This window comes from Polaribacter butkevichii (genome assembly GCF_038024105.1).
Lineage (GTDB): Bacteria > Bacteroidota > Bacteroidia > Flavobacteriales > Flavobacteriaceae > Polaribacter > Polaribacter butkevichii.
Window position 1 is genome coordinate 1,704,470 of record NZ_CP150661.1, and the last position, 26,989, is coordinate 1,731,458.

Genomic DNA, 26,989 nt, shown 5'->3' on the forward strand with positions numbered 1-26,989 from the left:
TATGGGATCTTTAAATACCAAAATAATATTTCGCTTTTTAGGTATCACTGCAATTCTAAATGGTTGCTTTATGTTTATTGCATATCCTTTTAGCGTTTATCATCATGAACATGCAAAATGGGGAATTTTAAATGCAGGAATTGCTACAGTAACAATTGGACTTCTACTTTACTTTTTAAACAAGCCTAAAACTACAAATATTCATAAAAAAGAAGGCTACTTAATTGTAACCCTTGGATGGTTGATTCTTTCTTTTACAGGTATGTTACCTTACTTATTCTCTGGTGCAATACCCAGTATTGCAGATGCATTTTTTGAAACAATTTCTGGCTATTCTACCACCGGATCATCTATCTTAACAGATATAGAAGCCATGCCAAAAGGAATTTTATTTTGGCGCAGTGCAACGCATTGGATTGGTGGTATGGGAATCATTGTTCTTACCATTGCCATTCTTCCTCTTTTAGGTATTGGCGGAATGCAACTTTTTATGGCAGAAGCTCCAGGACCCTCTGCAGATAAATTGCATCCAAGAATTACAGATACAGCAAAGCGCTTGTATTTAATATATATAACTTTAACATTTGCTCAATTCTTTTTATTAAAAGTAGCAGGTATGACTTGGTTTGATGCTATAAACCACGCAATGGCAACGATGAGTACAGGTGGTTTTTCAACAAAAAATAATAGTGTTGCCTTTTATAATAATTTACCGCTGGTACAATACATTATTATCTTTTTTATGTTTGTAGCAGGAACAAATTTTGTACTAACCTACTTTGCATTAAAAGGGAAGATTAAGAAAGTTTTTGAAAGCGAAGAGTTTAAATATTATTTTTGGGGAACTATAGGAGTTTCTACAATAATAGCACTTATAATTATATTTTTTCAAGACCCTAATTTACAAACAACCATTACTCATCCCATGGTTTTTGGTAAAGCAGAAAGCGCTATTAGACATTCTCTTTTTATGGTTATATCTGTAGTAACTACAACGGGCTTTGTAAGTGCCGATTTTACCATGTGGAATTTCTTTGCCACAGGTATTTTCTTTGCGTTATTTTTTACAGGTGGCTCTGCCGGTTCAACTAGTGGAGGAATTAAAATAGTAAGACATATTGTAATGCTTAAAAATAGTTTTCTAGAGTTTAAAAAAGCCTTACACCCAAATGCCATAATCCCCGTAAGATTAGACGGCAAAGCTGTACCACATACTATTGTATTTAACATCCTATCTTTTTTTATTATTTACATGCTTATATTTATTTTAGCCTCTGTAATACTAACCCTTTTGGGATTAGATTTTATGTCTGCTTTAGGTGCCGCAGCATCTTCTTTAGGGAATATTGGTCCGGCAATAGGATCTGTAAGTCCTGTTGATAGTTATGCTCATTTATCTGATGCAGGAAAATGGTTTTGTTCTTTTTTAATGCTAATTGGGCGTTTAGAACTTTTTACTGTCCTTATTTTATTTACTCCGTTCTTTTGGAGAAAAAATTAAGTCAGCTACTTAACAAAAATTTACTAAAATATTTTTTATTTATTCGCCTCAATTTTGAGGCGTTTTTATTTTATATAAATAATAAAATAGCTACATTTATTCTTTATGAAAAAACAATCAAATTTCTTATATAAAACAGCCGAAGATAAAACTATTGTTTGGTTTGAAAACAATAATGAATATCTAATTTTAGAAAACACTACAGCAGATATTTTAAAACGATTAAGTGAAGGCAAATCCGTAGACGAAATTGCTCAAGCTTTATCTAAAAAATTATCCGTACCTGCAGATAAAACCATCGATTTTATACTCGATTTAGAAGAAAAATTTTACAAACAAAAAAAAGATAACAGATCTGAAATAATACACGATTATAGAGACCTTAAAACTCCAGAATCATTTGGTTATATAAAGTATTACAAAGTTAATAACGTTATTTTTAAAGTATCATATTTAAGTGAAACTGAACTTTCTTTTGTACATCCAAAATTTGCACATTTAGTTATTGATGACAACATCAAATTTGACTATGAATTTGACGTGTTTATAAATAATAGATTTATCTTTCTTCTTGTTGATAAAGAATTAATAGGATCATGGAATCGAAATGAGATTCACTATTTTCAAGGAAAATTTTCTATGCAATTTATTCAGAAAATTCATCAAAAGGAAGAAAATGAATGGATGGGAGTTTTTCATGCATCTGCCGTTAGTAATGAAAAAAAATCAATTCTTTTTTTAGGTGATTCCGGTAACGGAAAAAGTACTTCTTTGGCACTTTTACAAGCAAATGGTTATACTTGTTTGGCTGATGACTTTGTACCTATAGATGTTGATAAACAAGAGGTTTATAGTTTTCCTGCATCCATATCAATCAAAAAAAGCAGCCTAGAAACCTTGCTTCCTATTTATCCAGAATTAGCAACGACAGCTGAATATAATTTTAAGAGATTAAATAAAATTGTACGTTATTTAAAGCCCAATAACACCAATTACTTTAATCATTTACCCTGTAATGATTTGGTGTTTATTAAGTATAAAAAAGATGCTGAATTAGTTTGTGAAAAAATTTCTAAAATTGATGCGTTTCAGCAATTAATTCCTGATTCTTGGATTTCACCAAAAATAGAAAATGCCCAAATATTCTTAGATTGGTTCAGTTCTCTAAATTGTTATCGTTTAACGTATTCTAAAAACGATGAAATGATTAAAACAGTTTCAAAAATATTTAATGATGAATTATAAAGAAACGCTGTTTTTTGTAGCGAAGTGTTTAACTATAAATCATGAAGAAAAAAATAAGGTTTTAATTGAAAAAGAATTAAAATCAGGCAACACAGATTGGGACTCTGTTGTAAAGGTTAGTACAGGGCATTTTGTTTTTCCTGCGTTATATTGCAATCTAAAAAGAGCTAACTTCCTTCACTATATACCTGAAGAGTTGGTGAATTATATGATTCATATTACCGACTTAAATAGAGAAAGAAATCAGCAAATTATTGATCAAGCTAAAGAAATTAACGAGCTCCTTTTAAAGAATAACATTACACCTATCTTTTTAAAAGGTACAGGAAACCTACTTGAAGGTTTATATGAAGATATTGGAGAGAGGATGGTAGGTGATATTGATTTTATATTTTCTAAAGAAGATTACTCGAAAGCTATTGAATTTTTGACTACAAACGGATATTCTAAAGTCATAGAAGATAATTATGATTTCCCTCAATTCAAACATTATTCAAGGTTACAAAAAGAGAATAGAATTGCCGCTATTGAAATTCATAAAGAATTATTAATTGAAAAATTTGCTCATGAATTTAACTATGACTTTATAAAAAGTGACTGCCAAATAATTAACACTATTAAAGTTATGAGTTATGAGAATCAATTGTCATTATCTATAATCGCAAAACAAATTAATGACGATGGAGTTCATTTTAAAAACATAGCTTTAAGAAATGCTTATGACGTTTTCCTTTTATCAAAAAAAACAATTGCTAAAAATGCTTTTTTTAAATTTTATACATTAAAAACCCCTTTAAACTGTTTTTTAGCTATTTGCCATACCACGTTTGGCTATTTAGACTCATTAGAATACATAAAAGACCAAGAAACTGATAAGTATTTAAAAATTTTCAATAAGCTTTTGATCAATAAATCTAAAAGGAATTTTAAAAACGAAATAAAAACTAAAGAGCTTTTTATAAAAAAAAGAATTTCAATTATTTATAAATCTATTTTCGACAAAGAATATAGAACTTGGTTAATAAATAGAGTTACTGATAAAAAATGGCAAACCCAAAAACTTATTCAACTTGGTCTAAAAAAGCCTAAACCAAACTCTTAACTTCATCAAAATCTAAACCTCCATAATTACCAGAACTCATTAAAACAACCGCTGTTTTCTCTAAATTCTGATTGAATAAAAAGTCTTTAAATTCAGAGGGATTTGTATAAATAACTAAGTCCTCTCTTTCAAAAGCATTTGCTATTTGTTGCGCTGTAACTTCTTCTAGTTGTTTAATTTTTACGGCATGTGGTGAATAGAAAACCACCGCCTTATCAGCAGCATCTAATGCTCCTTTATATTCTGCTAAAAATTCTGCATTTAAACTAGAATACGTGTGCAATTCTAAACAAGCCAAAACAGTTCTTTCGGCATATTGTTCTTTAACGGCTTTAGTTGTTGCTTCCACTTTACTTGGTGAATGTGCAAAATCTTTAAAAATAACAGTGGAGTTATTTTCAACTATCTTTTCTAAACGTTTGCTTGCTCCTCTAAAACTAGCAATTGCTTCATAGAAATAATCTTCATCAACACCCATGTGTTGACAAATCCACTTTGCTCCTGCTAAATTCTGAAGATTGTGTTTTCCAAAAATTTCTAAAGGTAAATTCCCCTCTTCTGTTTCTAAATATGTAATTCCGTTTTCAATAAAATGTTTAGGCGTTGTGTACGGATATTTCTTAATATGATTTTCTGAAGATTCTACGACTTCTTTTACAATAGGGTCCTCTTCATTATACACCATACTTCCTCCGTTTACCATAGAGTCTGTAAATATTTTAAACTGCTCTACATAGCCTTCAAATGTAGGAAACACATTAATGTGATCCCAAGCAATACCACTTAACAACGCAATATTAGGTTTGTACAAATGAAATTTAGGGCGCATGTCTATAGGTGAACTCAAATATTCATCTCCTTCTAAAACAATAAAATCGTTTTCTTCTGTTAAATGTACCATGGTTTCAAACCCATCTAATTGCGCACCAACCATGTAATCTACTTCTTTTTCATGATAATTTAACACATGTAAAACCATAGAAGTTATAGTAGTTTTTCCGTGAGAACCACCAATTACAACACGCGTTTTATCTTTAGATTGTTCGTACAGAAACTCCGGATAAGAATATATTTTTAAACCTAATTCTTGGGCTTTTAATAATTCTGGATTGTCTTTTTTGGCATGCATTCCTAAAATGATTGCATCTAATTCTGATGCTATTTTTTCTGGAAACCATCCAAATTCTTCTGGCAATAATCCATATTTCTCTAAACGAGATTTAGAAGGATTGTGAATTGTATCATCAGAACCAGAAATTTGGTATCCTTTTTGGTGTAAAGCAATTGCTAAGTTGTGCATGGCACTTCCGCCAATAGCAATAAAATGAATTTTCATCGAACAAAATTTAGAAAAGTAAAAATACAAAAGCTTTACACAATATAAAGTATCTTTATAACGAAACTCAATTAAAAAATGGTTTTACGCAGTGAAACAACCCGTTAACTAATTTTAAATTGTTTTATAGACCGATTTACACGTGCTTTGACAGCATTAAATCTTATGATTATGAAAAAAATTACATCAACATTATTAATGATTATAGCATTCTCTTCCATTTCTAACGCACAAACTACCTTTGAGAACCTTTGGTTACAAGTAGAAAAGTTAGAGATAGACAATTTACCTAAATCTGCCTTAGAAACTGTAGATAAAATCTATACCAAGGCAACCACAGAAAACAATTCTGCTCAATTAATAAAAACGCTATTTTATAAAAGTAAATTTTCTTTAACCTTAGAAGAAGACGCACAATTAAAAGTGATAGAAAGTTTTAAAAAACATATTACTACCAGTAAATTTCCAACAAAAAATGTGTTAGAAAACATCTTAGCAAATCTGTATTGGCAATATTTTACACAAAACAGGTATAAATTTTACAACAGAACAAAAACTGAGGACAAAGTAAATGTTAATGATTTTAGAACTTGGGATTTAAATACATTGTTTAAGGAAATTAACTGTCATTTTGAAGCTTCTTTAGAAAATGCAGAAGCATTACAAACAACAGCTATTTATAAATATGTAGATATCTTACAAATTGAAAAAGACTCTAAAAAATACAGACCAACAGTCTATGATTTTCTTGCAAACAATGCATTAGAATTTTATAAATCTAACGAAACATCAATTGCATCGCCTGCATATAAATTTATTTTAGATGACTCCAGTTTTTTAAGTGATTACAAAACATTTTCAAAATTAAAACTAACATCTAAAGATACCTTCTCATTACAATTTAATGCTCTAAAAATTTATCAGAAATTAATTCAATTTCATGCTAAAGAAAATAATTTAGATGCTTTGGTTGATGCGGATATTCATCGTTTAAACTTTGTAAATGAGCATGCTACTTTTCAGAATAAAGAGCCTATTTTTTTATCAACTTTAAAATCATCTAAAAATATTTTTAATAAAAAAGAAGTTAGTGGTTTATATGCTTTTGAAACTGCAAAAATATATAGAGATCAAGCCAACGCTTACACTACTACTAAAAATGAAAAAGATAGATTTAAAAATAAAGAGGCTATCGATATTTGCAATACCGTAATTAAACAATTCCCTAACAGTTTAGGCGCTAAAAACTGTACAGTGCTTAAAAATCAAATTTTACAGAAGTCACTTTCTATTACTGCAGAGAAATACATCTCTATAGAGACAAACTCAAGGTTATTAGTGAACTATAAAAATATTAATAAACTATTTTTTACTGCTTATAAAATTACAGACGCTCAATTACTTCAATTTAATAAAGTATATCAATTAGAAGAAAAAATAAAATTGATAAACTCTTTAGAAAAAGTAATTAATTGGAATGCCAAACTAAGAAATGAAAAAGATTTTTTACAGCATCAAACAGAGGTAATTGTACCGAAGTTTAAAAACGGAACTTACATTATTATTACTTCTGAAAATGAAGTTTTAAAAGAAGATGAAGTTTTTGGCTCTGCAGCTTTACAAGCAACAAATTTAAGTTTAGTAGAAAATAATTTTAACGATACTCATAACTATCAAATAGTAGATAGAGAAACGGGGAAACCTATTAAAAATGCCAAGATTCATATAAAAAATGAAAAGAGAAATAGAGGTGCTTTTATCAACAAAAACCTAATAACAGATAAAAATGGGTTTGCCTCTTTTAAAAGTAGTGAATTTTACAATAATGTGAAAATTACAGTAAAAACAAAAAATGATAAAGCTTCTTTTGGTGATTATTATATTTCTGATGATGACAGAAAAAACTATAGAGATAACGGCAATCAACACGCAATAATTAAACCTTTTATTTTTACGGATAGAAGTATTTACAGACCCGGACAAACGGTATTTTTTAAAGCAATTGTTATAAAAAAACAAGGCAATACATCTGATATTTTAAAAAATGAATATGTAGAAGTTGTTTTGTACGATGTTAATAATCAAGAAGTAAAATCGTTAGATTTAAAACTGAATGAATTTGGTTCTGTTGCTGGCGATTTTATTTTACCTAATAATGGTTTAACAGGCAATTATACCATTAAAGTTAATGAAAGTTTAGAGAAAGATAGTAATGAGTATTATAAATATGACTACAACAATTCAACTACAATTTCTGTAGAAGAATACAAAAGACCAAAATTTGAGACTGATTTTAAATCGGTAACCGAAAGTTATAAAATTAACGATTCTATTACTATAAATGGATTTGCAAAAGCATTTTCTGGTGCAAATATTACAGATGCAACTGTAGTTTATCGCGTACATAGAAAAGTGCAATACCCAAGTTGGTATTATTGGCGAAGACCAAACCCTACTTCTAGTTCTCAAGAAATTACTCATGGAGAAAGTGTTACCAATAATAAAGGAGAATTTGAAATTATCTTTAAAGCAATTCCAGACGAAAGTGTTTCTAAAGAAAACCTACCTGTTTTTAGTTATGAAATAACTGCCGATGTTACCGATATAAATGGTGAGACTCACAGTGCTACAAGCGTTGTAAAAGTTGGTTATCACAGTTTAATTGCATCGATTTCTTTGGATGATAATATTGATAAAAATTCAACAAAAAATTCTTTAAAGGTTGATACAAAAAATTTAAATGACGAGTTTATTCCTGCAAAAGGAAGTATTAAAATTTATAAATTACAAGCACCTAAAAATGCTTTAAGACAAAGACCTTGGACTGCACCAGATTATCAAGATATTTCAGAAAACACATTTAGAACCTTGTTTCCTAATGATCCGTATTTAGAAAATGAAACTGATGAAAGAAATTGGGAAAAAGGAGCACTCGTTCATACCCTTAATTTCGACACAGATAAAGCAAAAGAATTTGAACTTAAAAACATTAAAAATTGGGTTTCTGGACAATATATTGCCGTCTTAGAAAGTAAAGACAAATTCGGACAAGAAGTAAAAGACGAACAAAGATTTGCTCTTTTTTCATCAAAAGAAAAACAAGTTGCAGACAATAAATTATTTGAGATAAATACAGATAAAACTTTTTACAATATAGGTGATGACGTTAGCCTTAAAATAGGTTCTGCTTCAGAAAACATTACCGTAATTATTCAAATTGAAAAGAATTATAAAACAATAGCTACTCATTTAATAAAATTGAGTAACACTATAAAAACCATTAAAATTCCTGTTAACAAAGAAGATGTTGGTGGTTTTGCTGTAAAATATCACTTTGTAAATTACAATTATTTTAAAAGTGGTAGTTTATTGATAAACGTTCCTGAAAAGCAAGAATCGATAGATATTGAAACCAATATTTTTAGAGATAAATTACAACCAGGACAAGATGAAGCTTGGAGTTTTACCATTAAGGATGATAAAAAAAATACGGTTACAGCAGAAATTTTAGCATCTATGTACGATGCTTCTTTAGATGAGTTTAAACCTCATAATTGGAATTTTAATCCTATTACCCCAAAACCAAAATATTATTCTTATACAAATAGTAACGCCAATCATAGTTTTGGTACTGTTAATTTTAGCATCAGAAATAACCAAAAAAGATATTATAATTTTGCCACTAATTCTTACGATTCTTACAATTGGTTTGGCTTTAGTTTAAATGGAAACAGATGGCAAAATCAACAATATTTAAGAAACATCAAAAGAAAAATAGAAAGTACTAGAATCGATTTTGATGGAACAATAACTGGTTTTATTGCTGATGAAAATGGCGAACCTTTACCTGGAGTTTCTGTTATAATAAAAGGAACTTCTTTTGGTACAGAAACAGATTTTGATGGAAATTATTCCATCAAAATAAAAAAAGGAGATGTTTTAATTTTTAGTTATTTAGGCTTTACTTCTAAAGAACAAACAATTAGCAATCAAACAAATATTAATGTAAAATTAGAAGAAGATTCTTCTAATTTAGATGAAGTTGTTGTGGTTGGTTATGGAACCCAAATGAAAAGGCATATAACCGGAGCGGTTAGTCATTTAAACCCTGAAAATGAAGAAGCAGATATCAGTAACGTTTTAGAAGGTAGCGTTGCTGGAGTAAGTATTTCTGATGATTCAGAAAATACCCTAATTAGAGGAATGAGTTCTATAACAGGTACTAATAAACCGTTATACATTGTTGATGGTGTTATAGTAGATGAGATGAGTTTAAGTCCAGATCAGATTGCAGAAATATCTGTTTTAAAAGACGCAGCTGCCACTTCTGTTTATGGAGCAAGAGGTGCCAATGGAGTAATAATTATCACAACAAAAAAAGGAATAGACAAGCAATTATTACAAGTAAAAGCCCGTAAAAACTTTAATGAAACGGCTTTCTTTTTTCCACAATTAAGAACCGACAAAAACGGTCAAGTTCGTTTTTCTTTTACAATGCCAGAAGCATTAACACGTTGGAAACTGCAATTATTAGCACATACAACTGGGCTAAAATCGGCTACAAAAACATTACAAACAGTTACTCAAAAAGAGTTAATGGTTGTGCCAAATGCACCTCGTTTTTTACGTGAGGGTGATAAAATTACCTTGAGTGCTAAAATTACAAATCTGACAAATAATCAATTAAGTGGTTTTGCAAAACTAATTTTAACGGATGCCATTACAGGAAAAGAAATTGACACTGAATTAGAGAACTTAAATTCTAACAAAAACTTTACTGTTGATAAAGATGGAAATACAAGCGTTTCTTGGAATTTATCAATTCCGGAAACCGTACAAGCGGTTCAATATAAAATTGTAGCAAAAGCAGGTGATTTTTCTGATGGCGAACAAAATGTTTTACCTGTTTTATCCAACAGAATGTTGGTTACAGAAACTTTACCAATGTGGATTGGTTCTAACCAAACCAAAACGTTTACGTTAGATAAGTTAAAAAACAATACGTCATCAACTTTAAAAAACCACAAGTTAACGTTAGAAATGACGTCTAACCCGGTTTGGTACGCCATTCAAGCTTTGCCGTATTTAATGGAATATCCGTATGAATGTGCAGAACAAACCTTCTCTAGATATTACGCAAATACATTGGCTAGTTTTGTTGCTAATTCAAACCCTAGAGTTCAAGAAGTGTTTAACGCTTGGAAAACATCTGATGCTTTGTTGTCTAATTTAGAAAAGAATCAAGAATTAAAATCGTTGATTATTCAAGAAACTCCTTGGTTGCGAGATGCACAATCAGAAACCGAGCAAAAGAAAAGAATTGCTTTATTATTCGACTTAAATAAGATGAAAAATGAGCAAGAAAAAGCCATCAACAAACTAAAAGATATGCAGATGAATTCTGGTGGTTTTTCTTGGTTTAAAGGCGGACGCTATGAAAGCAATTTTATCACCCAACATATTGCAACAGGTTTTGGTCATTTATCAAAATTAGGAGTTACTGATTTTGATGCATCAACAAAAAATATGATTGAGAAATCTGTGCACTATTTAGATGGAGAATTGTTAGAACAATACGAAAAACTATTGGAAAGAGCAAAAGAAATTAAAGACAAAGCAAAAACTAAAAAGAAAGGTGAACAAGCGTATAAAGATTATTTATCAAAAAATAATTTAGGCTATTTTACCATTCAGTATTTGTATATGCGTAGTTTTTATGCTTCAATTTCTTTGGATGATAATTTACAAAAAGCAGTTGATTATTATAGAAACCAAGCAAAAACATATTGGAATGATTATAATTTATATGCAAAAGGACAAATTGCTTTATCGTTGTTTAGAAATGATGACAAAACAACCGCAAATAAAATTCTAAAATCATTAAAAGAAAACTCAATTACATCGGATGAATTAGGGATGTATTGGAAAGAAAATACATCTGGTTACTACTATTATCAGGCTCCGGTAGAAACGCAAGCTTTAATGATTGAAGTATTCTCTGAAGTTAGTGTCATTTCAAATGATCCTGAAAGTGCGAAGAGAAACCTCAATGATATAGACAATCTAAAAATTTGGTTGCTTAAAAACAAGCAAACCAATAGATGGAAAACTACAAAGGCAACAACAGAAGCGGTATATGCTTTATTATTAAATGGTAACGATTGGGTTTCTATTACAGAAATGGTCTATATAAAAGTTGGTGACAAAGAAATTAATCCAACAAAGTTGGACGATGTAAAAGTGGAAGCAGGAACAGGTTATTTTAAAACCTCTTGGAGTACTAGTGACATCAAAAAAGAAATGGCAGATGTTACCATCACCAAAAAAGGAAACGGAATTGCTTGGGGTGGTTTGTATTGGCAATATTTTGAAGATTTAGATAAAATTACTGCAGCAGAAACTCCGTTAAAATTAAATAAGAAACTATTCTTAAAAGTAAATTCTGACACTGGAAAAGAGTTGAAAGAAATTACAAAAGACACCAAACTAAACGTTGGCGATTTAATTACGGTTCGTATCGAATTAAGAAGCGATAGAGATATGGAATTTATCCACATGAAAGACATGAGAGCCTCTGGTGTAGAACCAATCAATGTAAACTCTCAATACAAATGGCAAGATAATTTAGGCTATTATGAGAGCACCAAAGACGCTGCAACAAATTTCTTTTTTGACAGATTACCAAAAGGAATCTATGTTTTTGAATATGATGTTCGTGTAAATAATGCTGGAGAATTTAGTAACGGAATTACAACTATACAAAGCATGTATGCTCCTGAATTTACTAGTCATTCTAAAGGTGTAAGAATTCATATTTTAAACAAATAACTATTTGCATTAACAAAACATTGCATTTTATAGCTTGTAACAAAATTTGAATAGTTGTATTTTCGCAAACTATTTAATAATAAAAAACAAAAAGATTATGAAGAAAATATTATTAGTATTTGGGTTTGCATTAACAGCTAGTTTATCTATGAATGCTCAAGATATTTCAGACCATGCAATTGGTGTGCGTATTGGTGGTGGAAATGGTACTGGAGGAGAAATATCTTACCAAAAAGCATTAGGACAAAACAATCGTTTAGAAGTCGATTTAGGTTTAGCTAATGAATTTAACGATTTTAAAGCAACCGGTTTATACCAATGGATATGGAATTTAGAAGAACGCCTTAACTGGTACGCTGGTGCTGGTGGTGGTCTTGTTTCTGCTGATGGATTAGGAATTTATGGTGCTGGTGTAGTTGGAATTGAATATAATTTTACTTCTCCTATTTTAATTTCTTTAGACTATAGGCCAGAACTTGGTTTTACAGGTAGTTTAAATGGATTAGCGTCTAATATTGGTTTGTCTGTAAGATATCAATTTTAAACTTATTTAACCTTTTTATAAGCCCTTCTAACTTAACAATTAGAAGGGTTTTTTATGCAATAAATTATTCGTTTGCACTAACATTTCATTGGATAAAGCTCATTAAGACCGAATCATAAGCATAAATTTGAACTATAATCAAAAACATATAAAATTATGAAGAAAACATTTTTAATTATTGGTCTTTTAATTGCTGGAGCATTTACGGTTAACGCACAAAGTATTTCTGAAAACGCCATAGGTTTGCGTTTAGGAGATAATGATGGATTTGGAGCAGAAGTATCTTACCAAAAAGCTTTAGGAGATAATAACAGATTAGAAATTGATTTAGGTTTAAGAAACAACAAAAACTACGATGGTTTTAAAGCCACAGGTATTTACCAATGGGTTTGGAATATAGAAGGTGGTTTTAACTGGTACGCAGGTGTTGGTGGTGGTTTAGGAAACTATAGCGGAAAAGACAACAAGGATGATTTTTCTGAAACATTTGCTTTTGCAGCCGGAGATATTGGAATTGAATATAATTTTACAGATGCACCAATATTACTTGCTTTAGATTTAAGACCAGAATTTGGTTTTGGAAATACTTATAATGATTTTGATAATGATATTGCACTAAGTATTAGATACCAATTCTAAAAAATCAATATATACTAAATCCTCTAAATTAATTTTTAGAGGATTTTCTTTTTTTACTCGCTTTTGCAAACGGATTAAAATCTAAAGCCAACTGCAACCAATAGTTTAAATTGGCCTCTAAATCTATGGCTTCGTCAGATAAAAAAACGAATCCTTTCATAGGTTTTCCTGTAAAATTCATTTTATTACAACCTTCTTTTTCTAGAGATTCATCATAAATATCAGGATGAATACGTGCCATAATTTCTTCTTTAATTACTGCAACATACATTTTATTGTCTACCATAAATAATAAACCACCCATCATTTTTTTTGTGATAAAAGAAACACTTTTTTCATTCAAAAATTGAGAAACTCTATCAGCCAAATACTCACTAAATGCCATTATTCGTTATTTTTTTAAAGGATAAGCTTCTAATATTTTATGAATAACTTTTTTAAAATACAGCTCTCTTTCTGCGGGTTTTCTTTTTTCTTTAATGGTTGATATTAAAACACCTTGCCAAAATAACTCATTGGTTTTAGCATCTACAAACTCTAAAGTAAGTGCTTCGTCCACTTTTTTTCCACCAATCGGAATTCCTCCTGCCACATTTAAACCACCGTTTCTACCTCCACTACCTAAACCAATGGCAATAGTATTGGTTATTTTAGGTGCTGATAACTTTGCTTTAAAATTGATATAAAAATCAGGATTTTCAACTTCTTTAAATCCTAGTGTTTCCATTTCTAATAAGATAGCATCAGCAGCTCTGTTTATATCAAATTGATTTAAACCTACTCCAATATCATCAAAAAAAGCATAGGTTTTATATGGCGCAAAATTGGTGTTATCATCATAATCTGTAACTACTTTAGATGATGAACATGCCATCAATAAAAACAAAAACAAGTATTTACTATTTTTCATCAACAACTATTATTTACCCTCTTTAAGTACAACTCTCGTTGGTGTATCCTTACCATTAATAATACTCTCTGTTCCTTTTGCAACCGCTTGTATGGTTTGTGTAATTACGGTGATATTTAACGTTTCTACTTCATCAGAAGCCTGATGATAATCTTTATCAACATCTATTGGTGTGGTAGAAAAAGTATGCGAAGGCACCCCTAATCTTGCCAAAGAAGCATTGTCTGATCTAAAAAATAAATTAAACTTTTTATACGGATCTGGAAACAATTGATACCCTGACCCCACTAAGTTTTTCTGAATTATTTTACCAAAATCAGATCTTTCAAAACCTGTTAACCAAGCTGTATTTGGTCCAAAACTAGGTGTTTTACCAATCATCTCTAAGTTAATACCAGCAACAAATTTAGTAGCATCAATTCCTTTTCCAAAATGAGTAGAACCAATTAAGCCCAATTCTTCTCCCGTAAAAGCTACAAAGAGAATCGTTCTTTCATTAGTTCCTTTCGTTTTAAAGTATTCTGCCAAAGCTAAAACACCAGTTACTCCAGAAGCATCATCATTTGCGCCATTATAAATACTATCTAATTGTCCTTCTTTTTTCTTAATTCCTAAATGATCATAATGTGCAGAAACAACTACAATTTCATTTTTCTTAGACTTTCCTTCTAACACACCAATAATATTACTTGTTGTAAGTTCTTTATTAGAACTTCTATCTGTAAATGTAAAAGTCTGTCTGTAATTTTCTAAAGTATCATACGTAGTTAACCCTATTCTTTTAAACTCATTTTCTATGTATTTAGCTGCTTTTTCAATTCCTGGAGTTCCTGTTTTTCTTCCTTCCATGTCATCAGAAGCTAGTGTATAAAGGTGTTTTTTAACAGTAACAGAATCTATCGTTGCTATCTTTTTTTCTGATTTAACAACATTAGAACTCTCTTTACAAGAAAAGATTGTTGCTACTAAAAGGATATAAACTAGGTTGATTTTCTTCATACGAATTGATTTTTAAAAGGATAAATATAGCTAATTTTATTTCGTATTTTTGTTGAAAATTTATAAAATGGATTTATCTCTTATACCAAACATAAAACACACAAAGTCTAACAACTTTTTTTTACTTGCAGGTCCTTGTGCCATAGAAAGTGAAGATATGGCAATGAGAATTGCCGAAAAAGTAATTACAATTACAGATAAATTAGAAATTCCGTATATTTTTAAAGGAAGTTTTAAAAAAGCAAACAGAAGTAGAATTGATAGTTTTACAGGAATTGGAGACGAAAAAGCCTTAAAAATTTTACGTAAAGTATCAGAAACTTTTAATGTACCCACAGTTACAGACATTCACGAAGTTTCAGATGCCATAAAAGCCGCAGAATATGTAGATGTTTTACAGATTCCTGCATTTTTAGTACGCCAAACAGACTTAGTGGTTGCAGCAGCAAAAACAGGTAAGGTTGTCAACTTAAAAAAAGGACAATTTATGAGTCCGGGTGCCATGAAACACGCCGTACAAAAAGTAAAAGATGCGGGTTCAGAAAAAGCGTGGATTACAGATAGAGGAACCATGTTTGGCTACCAAGACATGATTGTAGATTTTAGGGGAATCCCAGAAATGCGAAAATTTGCACCAACAATTTTAGATGTTACCCATTCTTTACAACAGCCAAATCAAGTTGCCGGAGTTACAGGTGGTAGACCAGATATGATTGAAACCATTGCAAGAGCCGGAATTGTAAACAACGTAGATGGTTTATTTATAGAAACTCATTTCGATCCTGCAAATGCAAAATCTGACGGAGCAAACATGTTACATTTAGACAATTTAGAAAGTTTATTAACCAACTTAGTTGCTATTAGAAAAACAATTAATAGTTTATAAAAGAGACATTTTTAGGGCGTTTTAACAGGCTTTCACTACTCGCTTTTTTTCTAAAAAAGAAAAAAGAGCTCAAACAAGCCGTTCAATCCTTAACGCATTTACTCAGTCTCAATAAAAAATAGTTACATAATCCTACAAGGTCTTTCTTTAGACCTTGTAGGATTATTTTTATCTTATAAAACTAAAAAAATATATAAAAATCACTTTCCAAAAAACCCTTTTGTAGTTTGTTGATATGCTTCTTCTAAAACAGAAATTAGCACCTTTGCATCAATATCATTTACCTTTGTATAACGAAGCGATTTTACTACTTTTCTTTTATCAGAAATTACAAATTCATTAAATTTTTGCAATTCGCTATTGGTATAAAACCCAACATCTACATATCCTTTCTTTTTAGACGGATTTAAATAACAAAGTGGTTTTTCGTTTAAATAATAAAAAGGCATTTTCCATTTAAACTGTAAACCAACCTCAGAAAAACTAGTTTCAATTAATAGTTGCAAATGCATTAAAATGGATTTGAAGGGCTCTGGTTGATCTAAGATATATGCTTCTGCTGGTTTCATTTTTGTATATTCGCGGAAGTTAAAAAAATACAGCTAAATAAAAGTTATATGACCGATAATTTTAAAATTAATTTCTCTCTAAAAGGAGTTGTAAGTATTATAATTGGTATCGCAATTTTTACCGCAGGTTACCTCATCGAAATTATCTTAAACAATTTTTTAGCAGATAAAAGTTCTGTCAGTAATTTATCTCCAGAAATATTAATTTTTGCCATTACTTTTTTTGTTTTTATAATTGCTACTGCAACGTTATTTATTACAGGAAAAAGACATGCAAAAAAAATAGAAACTCCACTTTTTAATGCTAAAACAAAAGCGGCAACCAAAAAATATTTTCTATTAATTATTATAATCTTTGCTGCTTTACTTCTATTATTTAATCTAGGTTTTATCAACTACCTCGCTCCTACTTTTTTAACTTTATACGGACTTTTATTATTTGTATTCAAAAATAAAGAACGAAAAAACCTATTAATTTTATCAGGAGTAAGTGTTCTTTTGGCAGTTATGTGTTTCTTAATCCCTTCTTATTGGGCTTCTTCTCTTTCTATTTTAGGGATTGCACAAGCTACTTACGGAGTTGTTGTTAAAGAATAATTTCTTTTTTAAATTGGTTTTATTAGCTAGCAGATTTATTCAAAAAACTTCAATAAAAGATCAAAATCACTTTTTTAAACTTTTTTTTGTACAATTCAAAATTTTATATTTACTTTGTAATTCAAAGTTCTTTAAAAAATGAGTCAAGAAGATTATTTAAGAGACATATCAGAAATTAAAAACTTAATGAGTAAATCATCAAAATTTATTTCATTGAGTGGTCTGTCTGGTATTTTAGCAGGAATTTACGCTTTAATTGGCGCTGGGTATGCATATTGGTTAGTAGCACAAAAAGGAGGTGGAATTCTTACTTTAGACGGCGAAGTTTTTCGTTTGGCACTAATAGATTTACTTTTAGTTGGAGCACTTAGTGTAGCAACTGCTATTTTTTTAACCACTAGAAAAGCAAAAAAGAATAATGAAAAAATTTGGGATCCTTTAACGAGAAGATTATTATTAAACTTTATGATTCCATTAGTAGCTGGTGCTATTTATATCATCATCATTTTAAACCAACAACGTTACGGACAAACAGGTGGCCTTATGTTATTATTTTATGGTTTGGCATTGTTTAATGCCTCTAAATATACTTTAGGCGATGTAAAATATTTAGGACTTACTCAGATTGTTTTAGGCTTGTTATCTGCTATTTTTCCTGGTTATGGTTTTTGGTTCTGGGTGCTTGGTTTTGGAGTAATGCACATTTTATATGGTGCTGTTATGTATTTTAAATACGATAGAAAATAACCTCTTTTAATAATAAATAGACCTCAGTTGAAAAATATAATTCTAAATATAAACAAAGCATTTGATCATCGAATACGACTTGGTATTATGTCTGTTTTGATGGTAAATGAATATGCAGATTTTAATACCTTAAAAGAATTATTAGGCGCAACCGATGGCAACTTAGCCAGTCATACAAAGGCTTTAGAAAAAGTAGATTTTATAAAAGTAGAAAAACAGTTTATTGGCAGAAAACCAAACACAAAATATTTAGCAACAGAATTAGGTAAAATGGAGTTTAAAAAACACATTGAAGCACTCGAAAAATTAATTAAAAATAAATAAACTTTTTTTTACATACTTACTTTGAATTTCAAAGTTCTTTTAAAAAACAATTAAACACAATCAAATAAAAAAAATCAATAACTATGGAAACGAACAAGCAAGAACAAGGAAAATTTGGTAAATGGGCAAAAACATCCATTACTGCAAGAATGTTAATGGTAGGAGTTTTAATTGTGGTTTTAATGATTCCGCTCTCCTATATTAAAAGTTTAATTTACGAAAGAATGATACGACAACAAGAAGTTGTTAGTGAAATCAATCAAAAGTGGGGAGAAGAAGTACTCATTTATGGGCCAATTTTAAAAGTACCTTATAAAAGATATTCAGAAAAGACCATAACAAACCCTACAACCAAAGAGGTGCAAAAAGAAACCATTACCAGCATAAAATATGCATACTTTTTTCCTAAAAAATTGGCAATAAATTCAACCATAAACCCAGAAGAAAAAACCAGAGGAATCTATAAAACTGCCGTTTACAAAAGCAGTATTGAACTAAATGGAAACTTCTCTAAACCCAATTTTTCTGAAATAGAAATTAACGACGAAGATATTCTTTGGGATAAAACAAGAGTCATTGTACAGTCTTCAAATTTAAAAGGAGCTGCTAGTTTGTTTGAAATCAACTTTAATAAAAACAAATACCAACTAACTTCTAAGAACTTTAAAAACATAGATGCTCATAAAACGTACAACACCAATTATGTAGATTTAAACGAATTAGAAAGTAATAATTTACGACTATTAGATGTCCCAAACGGAAAAGAAACTTCATTTTCTATGACCATAAAAATGAAAGGAAGCAAACAAATTCGTTTTATACCCATAGGACAAGAAACCGATGTTAGCATCAATTCTGATTGGAAAACAGCGAATTTTATTGGAGAATACTTACCACATAATTCAGATAAAATTACAGAAGAAGGTTTTAATGCAAAATGGAAAATTTTAGATATCAACCGACCTTTTTCTCAGCAATATTTTAACGGAATTCCTAATTTAAAAAATTATGCTTTTGGAGTTAATTTTTTAATTCCTGTAGATGAATATCAAAAAAGTGAGCGCTCTGCCAAATATGGGTTTTTAGTAATTGGACTTACGTTCTTAATTTTCTTTTTGATACAATCTATGAGTAAAATAAACATCCATCCGTTTCAATATTTAATGATTGGTATTGCATTAACCATGTTTTACACCTTATTAATTTCAATATCTGAACATAGTAGTTACCTAAAAGCTTATTTAATTGCAGGAGCTTCCGTGGTTTCTTTAATCACTTTATACTCTAAATCAATTTTAAAAAACATCAAGTTTCCAATTTTTATTGGAATTTCATTAACGGCATTATACACCTTTATTTTTGTCATTATTCAGTTAGAAAATTATGCATTATTAGTAGGCAGTATTGGTTTATTTGTAATTCTGGCAGCGGTTATGTTTGCTTCAAGAAAAATAGATTGGGAAAATAGTTAGTAGTCCGTTTTAATTAAGCAAAGCCTCTAACATACTCGAGGTTTTGCTTTTTAACAAAAAATAAAATGATCTTATTTACACTGTTAGCACTCATATTCTTAACATCAATATCTTATATAGCCTACTTAATTTCTAAATTGATAATATCAATTTTTAATATAAAAAATAGTGAGAAGAAAACGGTATTTACAATTCTAACAACCATCCTAATTATATGTGCTATAATGCTAATATTTTTTAACTACAAACCATGAAAATACACTTAAAATATTTTATCGCTTTTATTTTACTGTTGATAATAGAAATACTGATTGAAAGATTTGCTACTGGTTTTCTAAGATTTACAATTGGTGATTATTTAGTCGTTATGTTGGTCTATACTTTGATAAAAAGTATCGTTAAAATATCGATAGAGAAAGCTATTTTAATCACCTTTATAATCGCTTTTAGTATTGAATTTCTTCAATTATCAGATTTACAAACCAACTTTCCTACAGCATATTCTAAAACATTAAAAATAATACTAGGCACCTCTTTTAGTCTTGGAGATTTGGTTGCGTATACTTTAGGAATTATCAGTATAATTTTAGTAGAAAAACATCTAATAAAAACTAAAACTGACGTCTAATTTTTCTTATAATATCTTCTAATCCATTTAATTGAAGCTCATAGACTAACTCCATTTGTTTCCCTAATTTTCCGTTAGGGAAACCTTTGTTTTTATACCAAACAATGTAATGTTCTGGTAAATCTATAAGGTATTTGCCTTTGTATTTACCAAATGGCATTTTCATGTTTGCTAAATCTATCAAAAATTGTCTGTCTTCAGTCATTATTCTTTTCCTTCAATATAATCTTGTAAATAAGAAAAACGTGGGGTCAATTTTCCGTTTTCCGTCATTTTTGCTCGTTGTAAAACGCCCTCTTTGTCATTATTAAAAAAAGCAGGAATTACGTTTTGTAAAAACATTTCTCCAAAACCTTCACTGGCATCTTTTGGCAATTCGCACGGTAAATTGTCTACTGCCATGACAACAATAGCATCTTTGTCTTTATAATCAACTTCAGATTCTGTTTGTGCATTGTAACCATAAATAGGGTCTGCAATCGTTGATGCTTTTATGGTAGATGCTACCGGCCCATCTACATCACAAGAAATATCTGCCACAAATTTTATATGAAAGTCTTTGGCTTTTGCATCTTCTCTTGTAAACAAATAAGGTGCTCCGTTGCCGTAAAAATGACCAGCGATGAAAAAATCTGTTACTTTAGCAAAACGCATAAAATCAGATTCATACTTTTCTGGATGATCATAAAAATCAAAATTATCTAGTATTTGTCCGTCTATACGCTTGTTATAATCTAGCACATCTGCCAAACAATAAACAGGCTCGTTAAACGAGTTTTTTAAATATTCATCTACAGAAACTTCTTTAATAGACATTGCATCTAACATTTCTTTTGCTCCGTAAGCTACTTTTCCGTTACCTGTTAAAAGAATTTTGATGTTTGGTAATTTTATTTTCTTTAATTCAGAAATTAGTTCTTGTTGACTCTCTAAAGTTTCTGCTTTTGGTAAATTAAAGGTTTCGTTTGTTAAACCAATTGCTCTAAAACCATTGTAAGCACCTACTATACCTGCATAACGCCCAAAACCGATTAAACGCATTCCGTTTTCACCTACAATCGTTTCATGATCGTATAATTCTATATTTTTTTCTAGAATAGCTAATAACAATTTTCTATTATAAGGTTGTTTTTTTATTGTATGACTAAAGAAAAAATATTTTTTATTATTGATTAAAGCCTCAATTGGCACTTCTTTGACACCAAATAAAACATCGCAGTCTGACACATTTTCAGTTACCTCTAATCCTGCAGCTTTATAAGCCTCGTTAGAAAAGACTCTAATGTCTGAAGATTCTACTTTAATAACCGCTTCCGGATAGTTTTTCTTGAATTCTTGTAGCTTTTCTGGTGAAAAAACAACTCTTCTATCTGGTGGGTTTTTGCGTTCTTTGATAATGCCAAACTTCATAATTTTAGTGTTTTTAGAGACCTTGAAACAAGTTCTGTAGGATTGGTATAATATTTGCTCGAAGATATTAGAATTTATGGTGATAAGCAACTGTATTTTTTATACTTTTGCAGACCGCGTTAAGGATTGAAGTGACATCCTTTTTAATTTTTCATTAAAAAGATATAACGGAAAGCCTGACCACACTTTTTTGTGTGGTAACGCCCAAACTATTAAAACGGGGACGACTGGTTTTGACAGCGAGGACAGTGAATTTGTAAGCATACCGAGTTATGAAATAACACTCGTAAAACCTAATTTCAACTTTTTAAACGGCGAAGATAACTACGCTTTAGCTGCTTAATCCGAATCACAGTAGGATTGGCCTCGGCACACTAGGTGTGCAAGCTTTATGTCCACGAATAGCCTTGATTTACGGCGATTCACTTTTGGGCATCGTAAAAGTAAATATAGAAAATTTGAAGCTTCGGCAAATTTTTGAAACTAAAGAAGATAAGCTAAAGGCAGATTGTTCTTAATCAACCTTTAGTCGAAAATTAAGAAAGAACTAAGTATGTAGAAAGCTTTTTGGCTGCTCGTTTGGACCCGAGTTCGATTCTCGGCGTCTCCACTTTTAACCCTGTAACCATTTGGTTTTCAGGGTTTTATTTTTAAGGTGTTGTTTTGGGTGCTGTTTTTAAATTTTAGATTCTAGCTCTTTTGTAAAAATTAAGACTACTAATTATCTTTTATTCTTAAAAGTCAATACAATTTCATCAAGTATAAATTCATTTAAAGATTAACTATTCATCGTTAAAGCCATTAATTTATAAAATTAATCTTATCCCTTCATGTTATATTACAAATTCTAACGACATTATTAGTTAAACCAGCTTAACGAAGTGAAACAAGCAAAGATTTGAGATAAGGATATGCAACAACTTAGTGAGGGTTTTGCGAAGTTGAAGTAGGTAAGATTTTTAATTAGAAATAGTTAAGATTACAAAGGTTTTATGATTATGCCTCAATTACCTTTGTAATCTTAATGTAATTATATAAGGTTAAAGAATACCCGAAAAGAAGTCTTTATTAATAATACTCCTTAATATACCCATAGGCTCTCTCAAATAAAATTTGATCCTTATGTAACTTGTATTTTAATAAAGCTTTACGTAAAGATTTTTGTACTTCACGTTCACCAGAACTTGTTTTTTGCCAACCAGGAAAACGAACAATTCTTACAATAGCATCAATATCGGTAACGATACGTTCAACTACTGCAGGTGTTTCTTCATTTTTTAATTCTATAAATAAGTCAGTAAGTGCTGCTTTTGGTGTTTTTTCGACCAATAGAGCTTCTAACTCTTTTTCGGCTTCTACCGTTTCTTTAGCTAGTTTACATAGTTCCTTAATAAATTCAATTGAAGTAATTAATCCTTGTTCAGCTTTATCTCTTAAAGCTTCTAAGCGTTCACTTAAAGATTTGAATTTAGGATCACCCGCATGTTTCTTAAAACGTTTTATTAAAAGTTTTTCTAATTTTTTAGCACCAGCAGGATCTGGGTTATTAAAAATATCTTCAATAACATCTGCATCTAAAATAAATTCATCTAGATGATGTACTTCACCTACGTGAATATTTTCGTGAATTAATTTGGTAGTTTCTGCTCCCAAAGAAAACCATAATAACTTACCAATATTATCTGCAGCTGGCCTTACCGATTCGAATACTTGAGATAACCATTTATAATCTTCTTGATATAAATTTAAGATTGTGTCTGGAGATAAAGATTCCCATATTTTAGATAAAAACTTGTAGTCTTTAGCAAAAGCGTCCTTTTTATCATTATTCCCAATAGCGTTTTGTGCGACTTCTAAGCCTTCAAATCCTTCTATAGTTCTATCAACTCCTTCAAAATGAGATAACGCTTCTTTCATTGCGTTTGGAAGCTTCTCTCTTAATTCAGAAAGATTAGAAATAACTGTTTTAATACTTTCTTCATCAAATTGCAATGCTTTTGCAGCATCATCAAATACACCGAAATAATCTACAATTCTACCAAATGACTTGTTAGGAAACAATCTATTGGTTCTACAAATAGCTTGCAATAAAGTATGATCTTTAATCGATTTGTCTAGATACATTGTTTGTAAAATAGGCGCATCAAAACCTGTTAAAAGTTTCGCTGTAACGATGATAAATTGTAAATCTGATTGTGCATCGTTAAACTCGTCTACAATTTTTTCTTGCTGACTTTTATCAACTCCCCATTTTTGTTTAAATTCTATGTTGTCATTCGCTGATGTTGAAAACACAACACGACTCGCTTCTTCTGGAAAGTACCTGTCCAACTCTTCTTTGTATTGCACACAAGCATATCTGTCTGGAGTAACAATCATCGCTTTAAAACCATGAGGAGCTACTTTTTCTTTAAAGTGTGTTGCTATATCTTCTACTATTTTGGCAACTCGTTCTGGAGATTTTAAGAAAGCCGACATTTTAGCGGATTTCTTATTTAATGCATCAGCTTCTTCATCTGTTAAGGCAGTATTTTCTTTAAACTCTTCAAAGGCTTTATCTATAGTATCTTTATCTACATGTACATCTACTAAACGAGGTTCAAAATGTAATGGTAATGTTGCGTTATCTCTAATAGAATCATGAAATGTATAACGAGACATATATCCTCCTTCATCTTCTTCTGCTCCAAAGGCCCAAAACGTGTTTTTATCTGCCTTGTTAACAGGTGTTCCTGTTAATCCAAAAAGAAACGCATTTGGTAAAGCTGCTCGCATTTGTCTTCCTAAATCACCTTCTTGGGTTCTGTGCGCTTCGTCTACCAAAACAATAATATTATCTCTTGTATTCATATTTGGTTTCGCATCTCGAAACTTAAATATCATAGAAATGATAATCTTTCTAGTATCGTTTTCTAATAGTTTTTGAAGTTGTTTTATGTTGTCTGTTGTTTCTACATTAGAAATATCGGCAGCATTAAAAGTACCTGTTATTTGAGTATCTAAATCCGTTCTATCTACTAATACAATAACGGTTGGACTTTTTAAATTTTTTTCTTTTCTAAGCTTTTGAGCAGCAAAAACCATTAATAAAGATTTACCTGATCCTTGAAAATGCCAAATCAATCCTTTTTTGATTTTACCTTCTTTTACACGTGCTACTATTTTATTGGCCCCTTCGTATTGTTGAAATCTTGGAATTACTTTAATACGTTGTTTCTTTTTATTTGTGGTAAACAACGAGAAATTTTGTAAAATATCTAACAAGCGTTTTGGATGTAATAAATCGGATAATTCTTTACCAACTTCTCCTAAACCTAATCGTTTCGCAATAGCGTCATCATCATTTTCTAAACGCCAAGGAGCCCAAAACTCTAAAGGTGTTCTTATGGCACCATAATAGAGTTCTTTTCCTTCAGTAGCAAAAGATAATATGTTGGGTACAAATAATTGTGATACTGAGTTTTCATAAATATCATGTACCTCATGTGCGCCATCTAACCAACTTATTGCGGTTCGAATCGGTGTTTTTGCTTCACCAATAACTACTGGTAATCCATTAATAAATAAAACTACATCTGGTATTTTTGTTTCTCTATGACGAATTCGAAACTGAGTGGTAGCAATAAAAGTATTATTATTTAATTCATCAAAATCAATTAAACGAATAGGAACGTGTCTGTTATTTTCTCCAAAAGGCATTGTTTTATCACCTTGCAACCATTTAAAAAATTCTTCATTGGCACGAACCAAACCTACTTGATGTACAGACAATAATATAGCACGGAGTTTATAAATAACTTCATCTGCTAAATCTTGATTTTTTGTTATTTCTGGATTTAAACGAATTAAAGATTGTTTTAATTCTGTTTCTAACAAGACTTCGTTTACAGATCGATTTAATTCTTGTGGCGATTTGTATTGCCAAAAACCACCATAAAGAGTGGCGTCTTCGGATGCTTCGTTAGTATTTAAATTAACTCCTGTAAGTTGTTTAATGATGTAGTTTTCTACACTGTTTAGTTCGTTGAATGACATTAATTTTCTTTTTCAATTATTTTTTCAATTTTCTCAATTACAATTGGTATACGTTCTTCAATCATTAAAGGGTGAACATGTGCCATTAAAACTTCTTCTAATAAACCCATATCTATGATAAGCAATAGTTGTTCTATCAGAAATTCTTTAATTTCTTTTTCGGTATCCTGTATTTCTCTTACAATAGTTGTTCTGTTATCTAAAACATATACTATATCTTCTATATCATGACTTGTTCTATAATCTGAACCTCTATTACTATATGCTTCAAATTTGGTCGCTAAAAAACAAGGGGCTGATAATATTTTTACTTCTTGCTCATGTGCATTTACGGTCCATAAATCTTGAAACCCTATTTTATACCATCTGTTTGCTGGTCCCATCGGGCCATCTTCTGCAGACATAATATCTACAGGAATATCCTTGTACTTATAACTACAAATTGCATGTCCTTGTGGATCTGGATGAAAACCTAAAGTTGATAATCTTTCTTGAAGTGCTACCCAGTGCCCTAAATTGATTACATTTATGGTCATATCTACATCTTGTGTAGGCCGAATTTCATCTGCAGCAGGATCATCTGTATACAAACTAACTACAGCTCCACCAACAAAAACAATTTGTTCTTCTATGGTTTTTAAAGCAGCGGCAATTTCTGCTACTACAGCAATATTTATGATTCTATTTTCCAAAACCCAAACGTGATTTAATTTCAATAATTGCTAATTCTTTTTCTCTAGCTCTTCCTACTCGTAAAGCATCTACCAAAGCTAATAACTCATATAGCTTTGCGTCTTTTAAAGCGGCTTCGGGAACAGATGGATACAATGGAATTATACTCTGCCCTCTAACAGTTCCTTTGGCATAGGGCCAAACATAATGTTCTGTACTTTCTATTTTGTCTTTTAAAGGTACTGCGGAATGTGATGTTGGAATACCTCGAACTACTGCCCCTGGTTTTTGTGGAAATACGTAACGCAAACCAAATTGTAAAAATTCTAACAAAGCTAGTTTCATTACTTTTTTTCCTTTTGGATCTATCAATCCTGCATATTTAGAGCGGTTTAAAGATTTACTTATTTCAGACTGACTGATACCTAAACCTTCTGCCATAGATTTTTGAAACCATTGCTGACTACCATAACTTGCTATTTTTAATAAAATAACAATATCATGCGGACTCATTATTTGTTGTTTACTTTGCATAATATTCCATA

Annotated in this window: 22 protein-coding genes and 1 other RNA gene; 13 read left to right on the top strand and 10 right to left on the bottom strand. The window is 30.4% G+C overall.

The window, feature by feature from the left end; all coding sequences use genetic code 11:
- The first annotated feature begins 1 nt into the window (after nt 1).
- The 3 genes from WG951_RS07210 (at nt 2) to WG951_RS07220 (ending at nt 3,848) form a co-directional block, all read left to right on the top strand.
- Nucleotides 2–1,501: a TrkH family potassium uptake protein gene (locus WG951_RS07210; protein ID WP_105050428.1), complete on the top strand. Its 1,500-nt coding sequence runs from the start codon at nt 2–4 to the stop codon at nt 1,499–1,501.
- A 105-nt stretch (nt 1,502–1,606) separates the two neighbouring features.
- A complete protein-coding gene (locus WG951_RS07215) occupies nt 1,607–2,746 on the top strand; it encodes a PqqD family protein (protein ID WP_105050427.1) in 1,140 nt (379 codons plus the stop codon).
- Nucleotides 2,736–3,848 carry a nucleotidyltransferase domain-containing protein gene (locus WG951_RS07220; protein ID WP_105050426.1) on the top strand — a complete coding sequence of 371 codons (1,113 nt, stop codon included), beginning with the start codon at nt 2,736–2,738 and terminating at the stop codon, nt 3,846–3,848. Before WG951_RS07215 ends, WG951_RS07220 begins: the two co-directional genes overlap by 11 nt.
- Here the strand turns inward: WG951_RS07220 and WG951_RS07225 are convergent.
- Entirely contained in the window at nt 3,832–5,184 is a 1,353-nt protein-coding gene (locus WG951_RS07225; protein WP_105050425.1) for a UDP-N-acetylmuramate--L-alanine ligase, read from the bottom strand. The genes WG951_RS07220 and WG951_RS07225 overlap by 17 nt on opposite strands.
- Nucleotides 5,185–5,355: 171 nt before the next feature.
- Between WG951_RS07225 and WG951_RS07230 the strand changes: the two genes are divergently transcribed.
- The 3 genes from WG951_RS07230 (at nt 5,356) to WG951_RS07240 (ending at nt 13,195) form a co-directional block, all read left to right on the top strand.
- A complete protein-coding gene (locus WG951_RS07230) occupies nt 5,356–12,012 on the top strand; it encodes an alpha-2-macroglobulin family protein (protein WP_105050424.1) in 6,657 nt (2,218 codons plus the stop codon).
- A gap of 97 nt (nt 12,013–12,109) precedes the next feature.
- A complete protein-coding gene (locus tag WG951_RS07235; protein WP_105050423.1) occupies nt 12,110–12,556 on the top strand; it encodes a hypothetical protein in 447 nt (148 codons plus the stop codon).
- Nucleotides 12,557–12,712: 156 nt separating this feature from the next.
- A complete protein-coding gene (locus WG951_RS07240; protein ID WP_105050422.1) occupies nt 12,713–13,195 on the top strand; it encodes a hypothetical protein in 483 nt (160 codons plus the stop codon).
- 28 nt (nt 13,196–13,223) lie between these two features.
- Here the strand turns inward: WG951_RS07240 and WG951_RS07245 are convergent, their stop codons facing one another.
- Genes WG951_RS07245 through WG951_RS07255 form a run of 3 tightly spaced genes read right to left on the bottom strand, consistent with a single transcriptional unit; the run spans nt 13,224 to nt 15,104 of the window.
- Nucleotides 13,224–13,580, bottom strand: a complete 357-nt coding sequence (locus WG951_RS07245) for a TfoX/Sxy family protein (protein ID WP_105050421.1) — start codon at nt 13,578–13,580, stop codon at nt 13,224–13,226.
- Nucleotides 13,581–13,586: 6 nt separating this feature from the next.
- Nucleotides 13,587–14,105 (bottom strand): DUF4136 domain-containing protein, encoded by a 519-nt coding sequence (locus tag WG951_RS07250; protein WP_105050420.1) that lies wholly within the window; start codon nt 14,103–14,105, stop codon nt 13,587–13,589.
- A gap of 9 nt (nt 14,106–14,114) precedes the next feature.
- Complete coding sequence (locus WG951_RS07255; protein WP_105050419.1) at nt 14,115–15,104, bottom strand: M28 family peptidase; 990 nt, start codon at nt 15,102–15,104, stop codon at nt 14,115–14,117.
- A 67-nt stretch (nt 15,105–15,171) separates the two neighbouring features.
- Here WG951_RS07255 and kdsA point away from each other — a divergent pair, with 67 nt between their 5' ends.
- On the top strand, nt 15,172–15,990 hold the full coding sequence (gene kdsA, locus WG951_RS07260) for a 3-deoxy-8-phosphooctulonate synthase (protein WP_105050418.1): 819 nt from the start codon (nt 15,172–15,174) through the stop codon (nt 15,988–15,990).
- Nucleotides 15,991–16,190: 200 nt separating this feature from the next.
- Here the strand turns inward: kdsA and WG951_RS07265 are convergent, their stop codons facing one another.
- Nucleotides 16,191–16,559, bottom strand: coding sequence for a DUF5655 domain-containing protein (locus WG951_RS07265; protein WP_105050417.1), 369 nt, complete (start codon nt 16,557–16,559; stop codon nt 16,191–16,193).
- 48 nt (nt 16,560–16,607) lie between these two features.
- Here WG951_RS07265 and WG951_RS07270 point away from each other — a divergent pair, with 48 nt between their 5' ends.
- The 5 genes from WG951_RS07270 (at nt 16,608) to WG951_RS07290 (ending at nt 20,327) form a co-directional block, all read left to right on the top strand.
- On the top strand, nt 16,608–17,156 hold the full coding sequence (locus tag WG951_RS07270; RefSeq protein ID WP_105050416.1) for a hypothetical protein: 549 nt from the start codon (nt 16,608–16,610) through the stop codon (nt 17,154–17,156).
- Between the two features lie 138 nt (nt 17,157–17,294).
- Nucleotides 17,295–17,903, top strand: coding sequence for a hypothetical protein (locus tag WG951_RS07275; RefSeq protein ID WP_105050415.1), 609 nt, complete (start codon nt 17,295–17,297; stop codon nt 17,901–17,903).
- 27 nt (nt 17,904–17,930) lie between these two features.
- Entirely contained in the window at nt 17,931–18,227 is a 297-nt protein-coding gene (locus WG951_RS07280) for a winged helix-turn-helix domain-containing protein (protein ID WP_082864288.1), read from the top strand.
- A gap of 83 nt (nt 18,228–18,310) precedes the next feature.
- Nucleotides 18,311–19,699 (top strand): cell envelope integrity protein CreD, encoded by a 1,389-nt coding sequence (creD, locus tag WG951_RS07285; RefSeq protein WP_105050414.1) that lies wholly within the window; start codon nt 18,311–18,313, stop codon nt 19,697–19,699.
- A gap of 250 nt (nt 19,700–19,949) precedes the next feature.
- The gene (locus tag WG951_RS07290; protein ID WP_105050413.1) at nt 19,950–20,327 is read left to right on the top strand and encodes a DUF2809 domain-containing protein; all 378 of its coding nucleotides are present in this window, start codon (nt 19,950–19,952) and stop codon (nt 20,325–20,327) included.
- On the opposite strand, the gene WG951_RS07295 is transcribed toward WG951_RS07290, so the two are convergent.
- A complete protein-coding gene (locus WG951_RS07295) occupies nt 20,311–20,532 on the bottom strand; it encodes a DUF3820 family protein (protein WP_068451402.1) in 222 nt (73 codons plus the stop codon). The genes WG951_RS07290 and WG951_RS07295 overlap by 17 nt on opposite strands.
- A complete protein-coding gene (locus WG951_RS07300) occupies nt 20,532–21,737 on the bottom strand; it encodes an NAD(P)-dependent oxidoreductase (RefSeq protein ID WP_105050412.1) in 1,206 nt (401 codons plus the stop codon). Before WG951_RS07300 ends, WG951_RS07295 begins: the two co-directional genes overlap by 1 nt.
- 219 nt (nt 21,738–21,956) lie before the next feature.
- On the opposite strand from WG951_RS07300, the gene ssrA reads away from it, so the two are divergent.
- Nucleotides 21,957–22,350, top strand: a transfer-messenger RNA (tmRNA) gene (gene ssrA / locus WG951_RS07305).
- A gap of 455 nt (nt 22,351–22,805) precedes the next feature.
- Here ssrA and WG951_RS07310 read toward each other — a convergent pair.
- Genes WG951_RS07310 through WG951_RS07320 form a run of 3 tightly spaced genes read right to left on the bottom strand, consistent with a single transcriptional unit; the run spans nt 22,806 to nt 26,978 of the window.
- Nucleotides 22,806–25,772: a type I restriction endonuclease subunit R gene (locus WG951_RS07310; protein WP_105050411.1), complete on the bottom strand. Its 2,967-nt coding sequence runs from the start codon at nt 25,770–25,772 to the stop codon at nt 22,806–22,808.
- Nucleotides 25,772–26,464 (bottom strand): nucleotidyl transferase AbiEii/AbiGii toxin family protein, encoded by a 693-nt coding sequence (locus WG951_RS07315; protein ID WP_105050410.1) that lies wholly within the window; start codon nt 26,462–26,464, stop codon nt 25,772–25,774. The genes WG951_RS07310 and WG951_RS07315 overlap by 1 nt, the downstream gene beginning before the upstream one ends.
- A complete protein-coding gene (locus tag WG951_RS07320) occupies nt 26,454–26,978 on the bottom strand; it encodes a hypothetical protein (protein WP_245893555.1) in 525 nt (174 codons plus the stop codon). The genes WG951_RS07315 and WG951_RS07320 overlap by 11 nt, the downstream gene beginning before the upstream one ends.
- Between the last annotated feature and the right edge of the window lie 11 nt (nt 26,979–26,989).

Bases quoted from the DNA above. Each gene is read 5' to 3' on its own strand.
- WG951_RS07210 (WP_105050428.1), top strand. From the start codon at position 2: ATGGGATCTTTAAATACCAAAATAATATTTCGCTTTTTAGGTATCACT.
- WG951_RS07215 (WP_105050427.1), top strand. From the start codon at position 1,607: ATGAAAAAACAATCAAATTTCTTATATAAAACAGCCGAAGATAAAACT.
- WG951_RS07220 (WP_105050426.1), top strand. From the start codon at position 2,736: ATGAATTATAAAGAAACGCTGTTTTTTGTAGCGAAGTGTTTAACTATA.
- WG951_RS07225 (WP_105050425.1), bottom strand. From the start codon at position 5,184: ATGAAAATTCATTTTATTGCTATTGGCGGAAGTGCCATGCACAACTTA.
- WG951_RS07230 (WP_105050424.1), top strand. From the start codon at position 5,356: ATGAAAAAAATTACATCAACATTATTAATGATTATAGCATTCTCTTCC.
- WG951_RS07235 (WP_105050423.1), top strand. From the start codon at position 12,110: ATGAAGAAAATATTATTAGTATTTGGGTTTGCATTAACAGCTAGTTTA.
- WG951_RS07240 (WP_105050422.1), top strand. From the start codon at position 12,713: ATGAAGAAAACATTTTTAATTATTGGTCTTTTAATTGCTGGAGCATTT.
- WG951_RS07245 (WP_105050421.1), bottom strand. From the start codon at position 13,580: ATGGCATTTAGTGAGTATTTGGCTGATAGAGTTTCTCAATTTTTGAAT.
- WG951_RS07250 (WP_105050420.1), bottom strand. From the start codon at position 14,105: ATGAAAAATAGTAAATACTTGTTTTTGTTTTTATTGATGGCATGTTCA.
- WG951_RS07255 (WP_105050419.1), bottom strand. From the start codon at position 15,104: ATGAAGAAAATCAACCTAGTTTATATCCTTTTAGTAGCAACAATCTTT.
- kdsA (WP_105050418.1), top strand. From the start codon at position 15,172: ATGGATTTATCTCTTATACCAAACATAAAACACACAAAGTCTAACAAC.
- WG951_RS07265 (WP_105050417.1), bottom strand. From the start codon at position 16,559: ATGAAACCAGCAGAAGCATATATCTTAGATCAACCAGAGCCCTTCAAA.
- WG951_RS07270 (WP_105050416.1), top strand. From the start codon at position 16,608: ATGACCGATAATTTTAAAATTAATTTCTCTCTAAAAGGAGTTGTAAGT.
- WG951_RS07275 (WP_105050415.1), top strand. From the start codon at position 17,295: ATGAGTCAAGAAGATTATTTAAGAGACATATCAGAAATTAAAAACTTA.
- creD (WP_105050414.1), top strand. From the start codon at position 18,311: ATGGAAACGAACAAGCAAGAACAAGGAAAATTTGGTAAATGGGCAAAA.
- WG951_RS07290 (WP_105050413.1), top strand. From the start codon at position 19,950: ATGAAAATACACTTAAAATATTTTATCGCTTTTATTTTACTGTTGATA.
- WG951_RS07295 (WP_068451402.1), bottom strand. From the start codon at position 20,532: ATGACTGAAGACAGACAATTTTTGATAGATTTAGCAAACATGAAAATG.
- WG951_RS07300 (WP_105050412.1), bottom strand. From the start codon at position 21,737: ATGAAGTTTGGCATTATCAAAGAACGCAAAAACCCACCAGATAGAAGA.
- WG951_RS07310 (WP_105050411.1), bottom strand. From the start codon at position 25,772: ATGTCATTCAACGAACTAAACAGTGTAGAAAACTACATCATTAAACAA.
- WG951_RS07320 (WP_245893555.1), bottom strand. From the start codon at position 26,978: ATGCAAAGTAAACAACAAATAATGAGTCCGCATGATATTGTTATTTTA.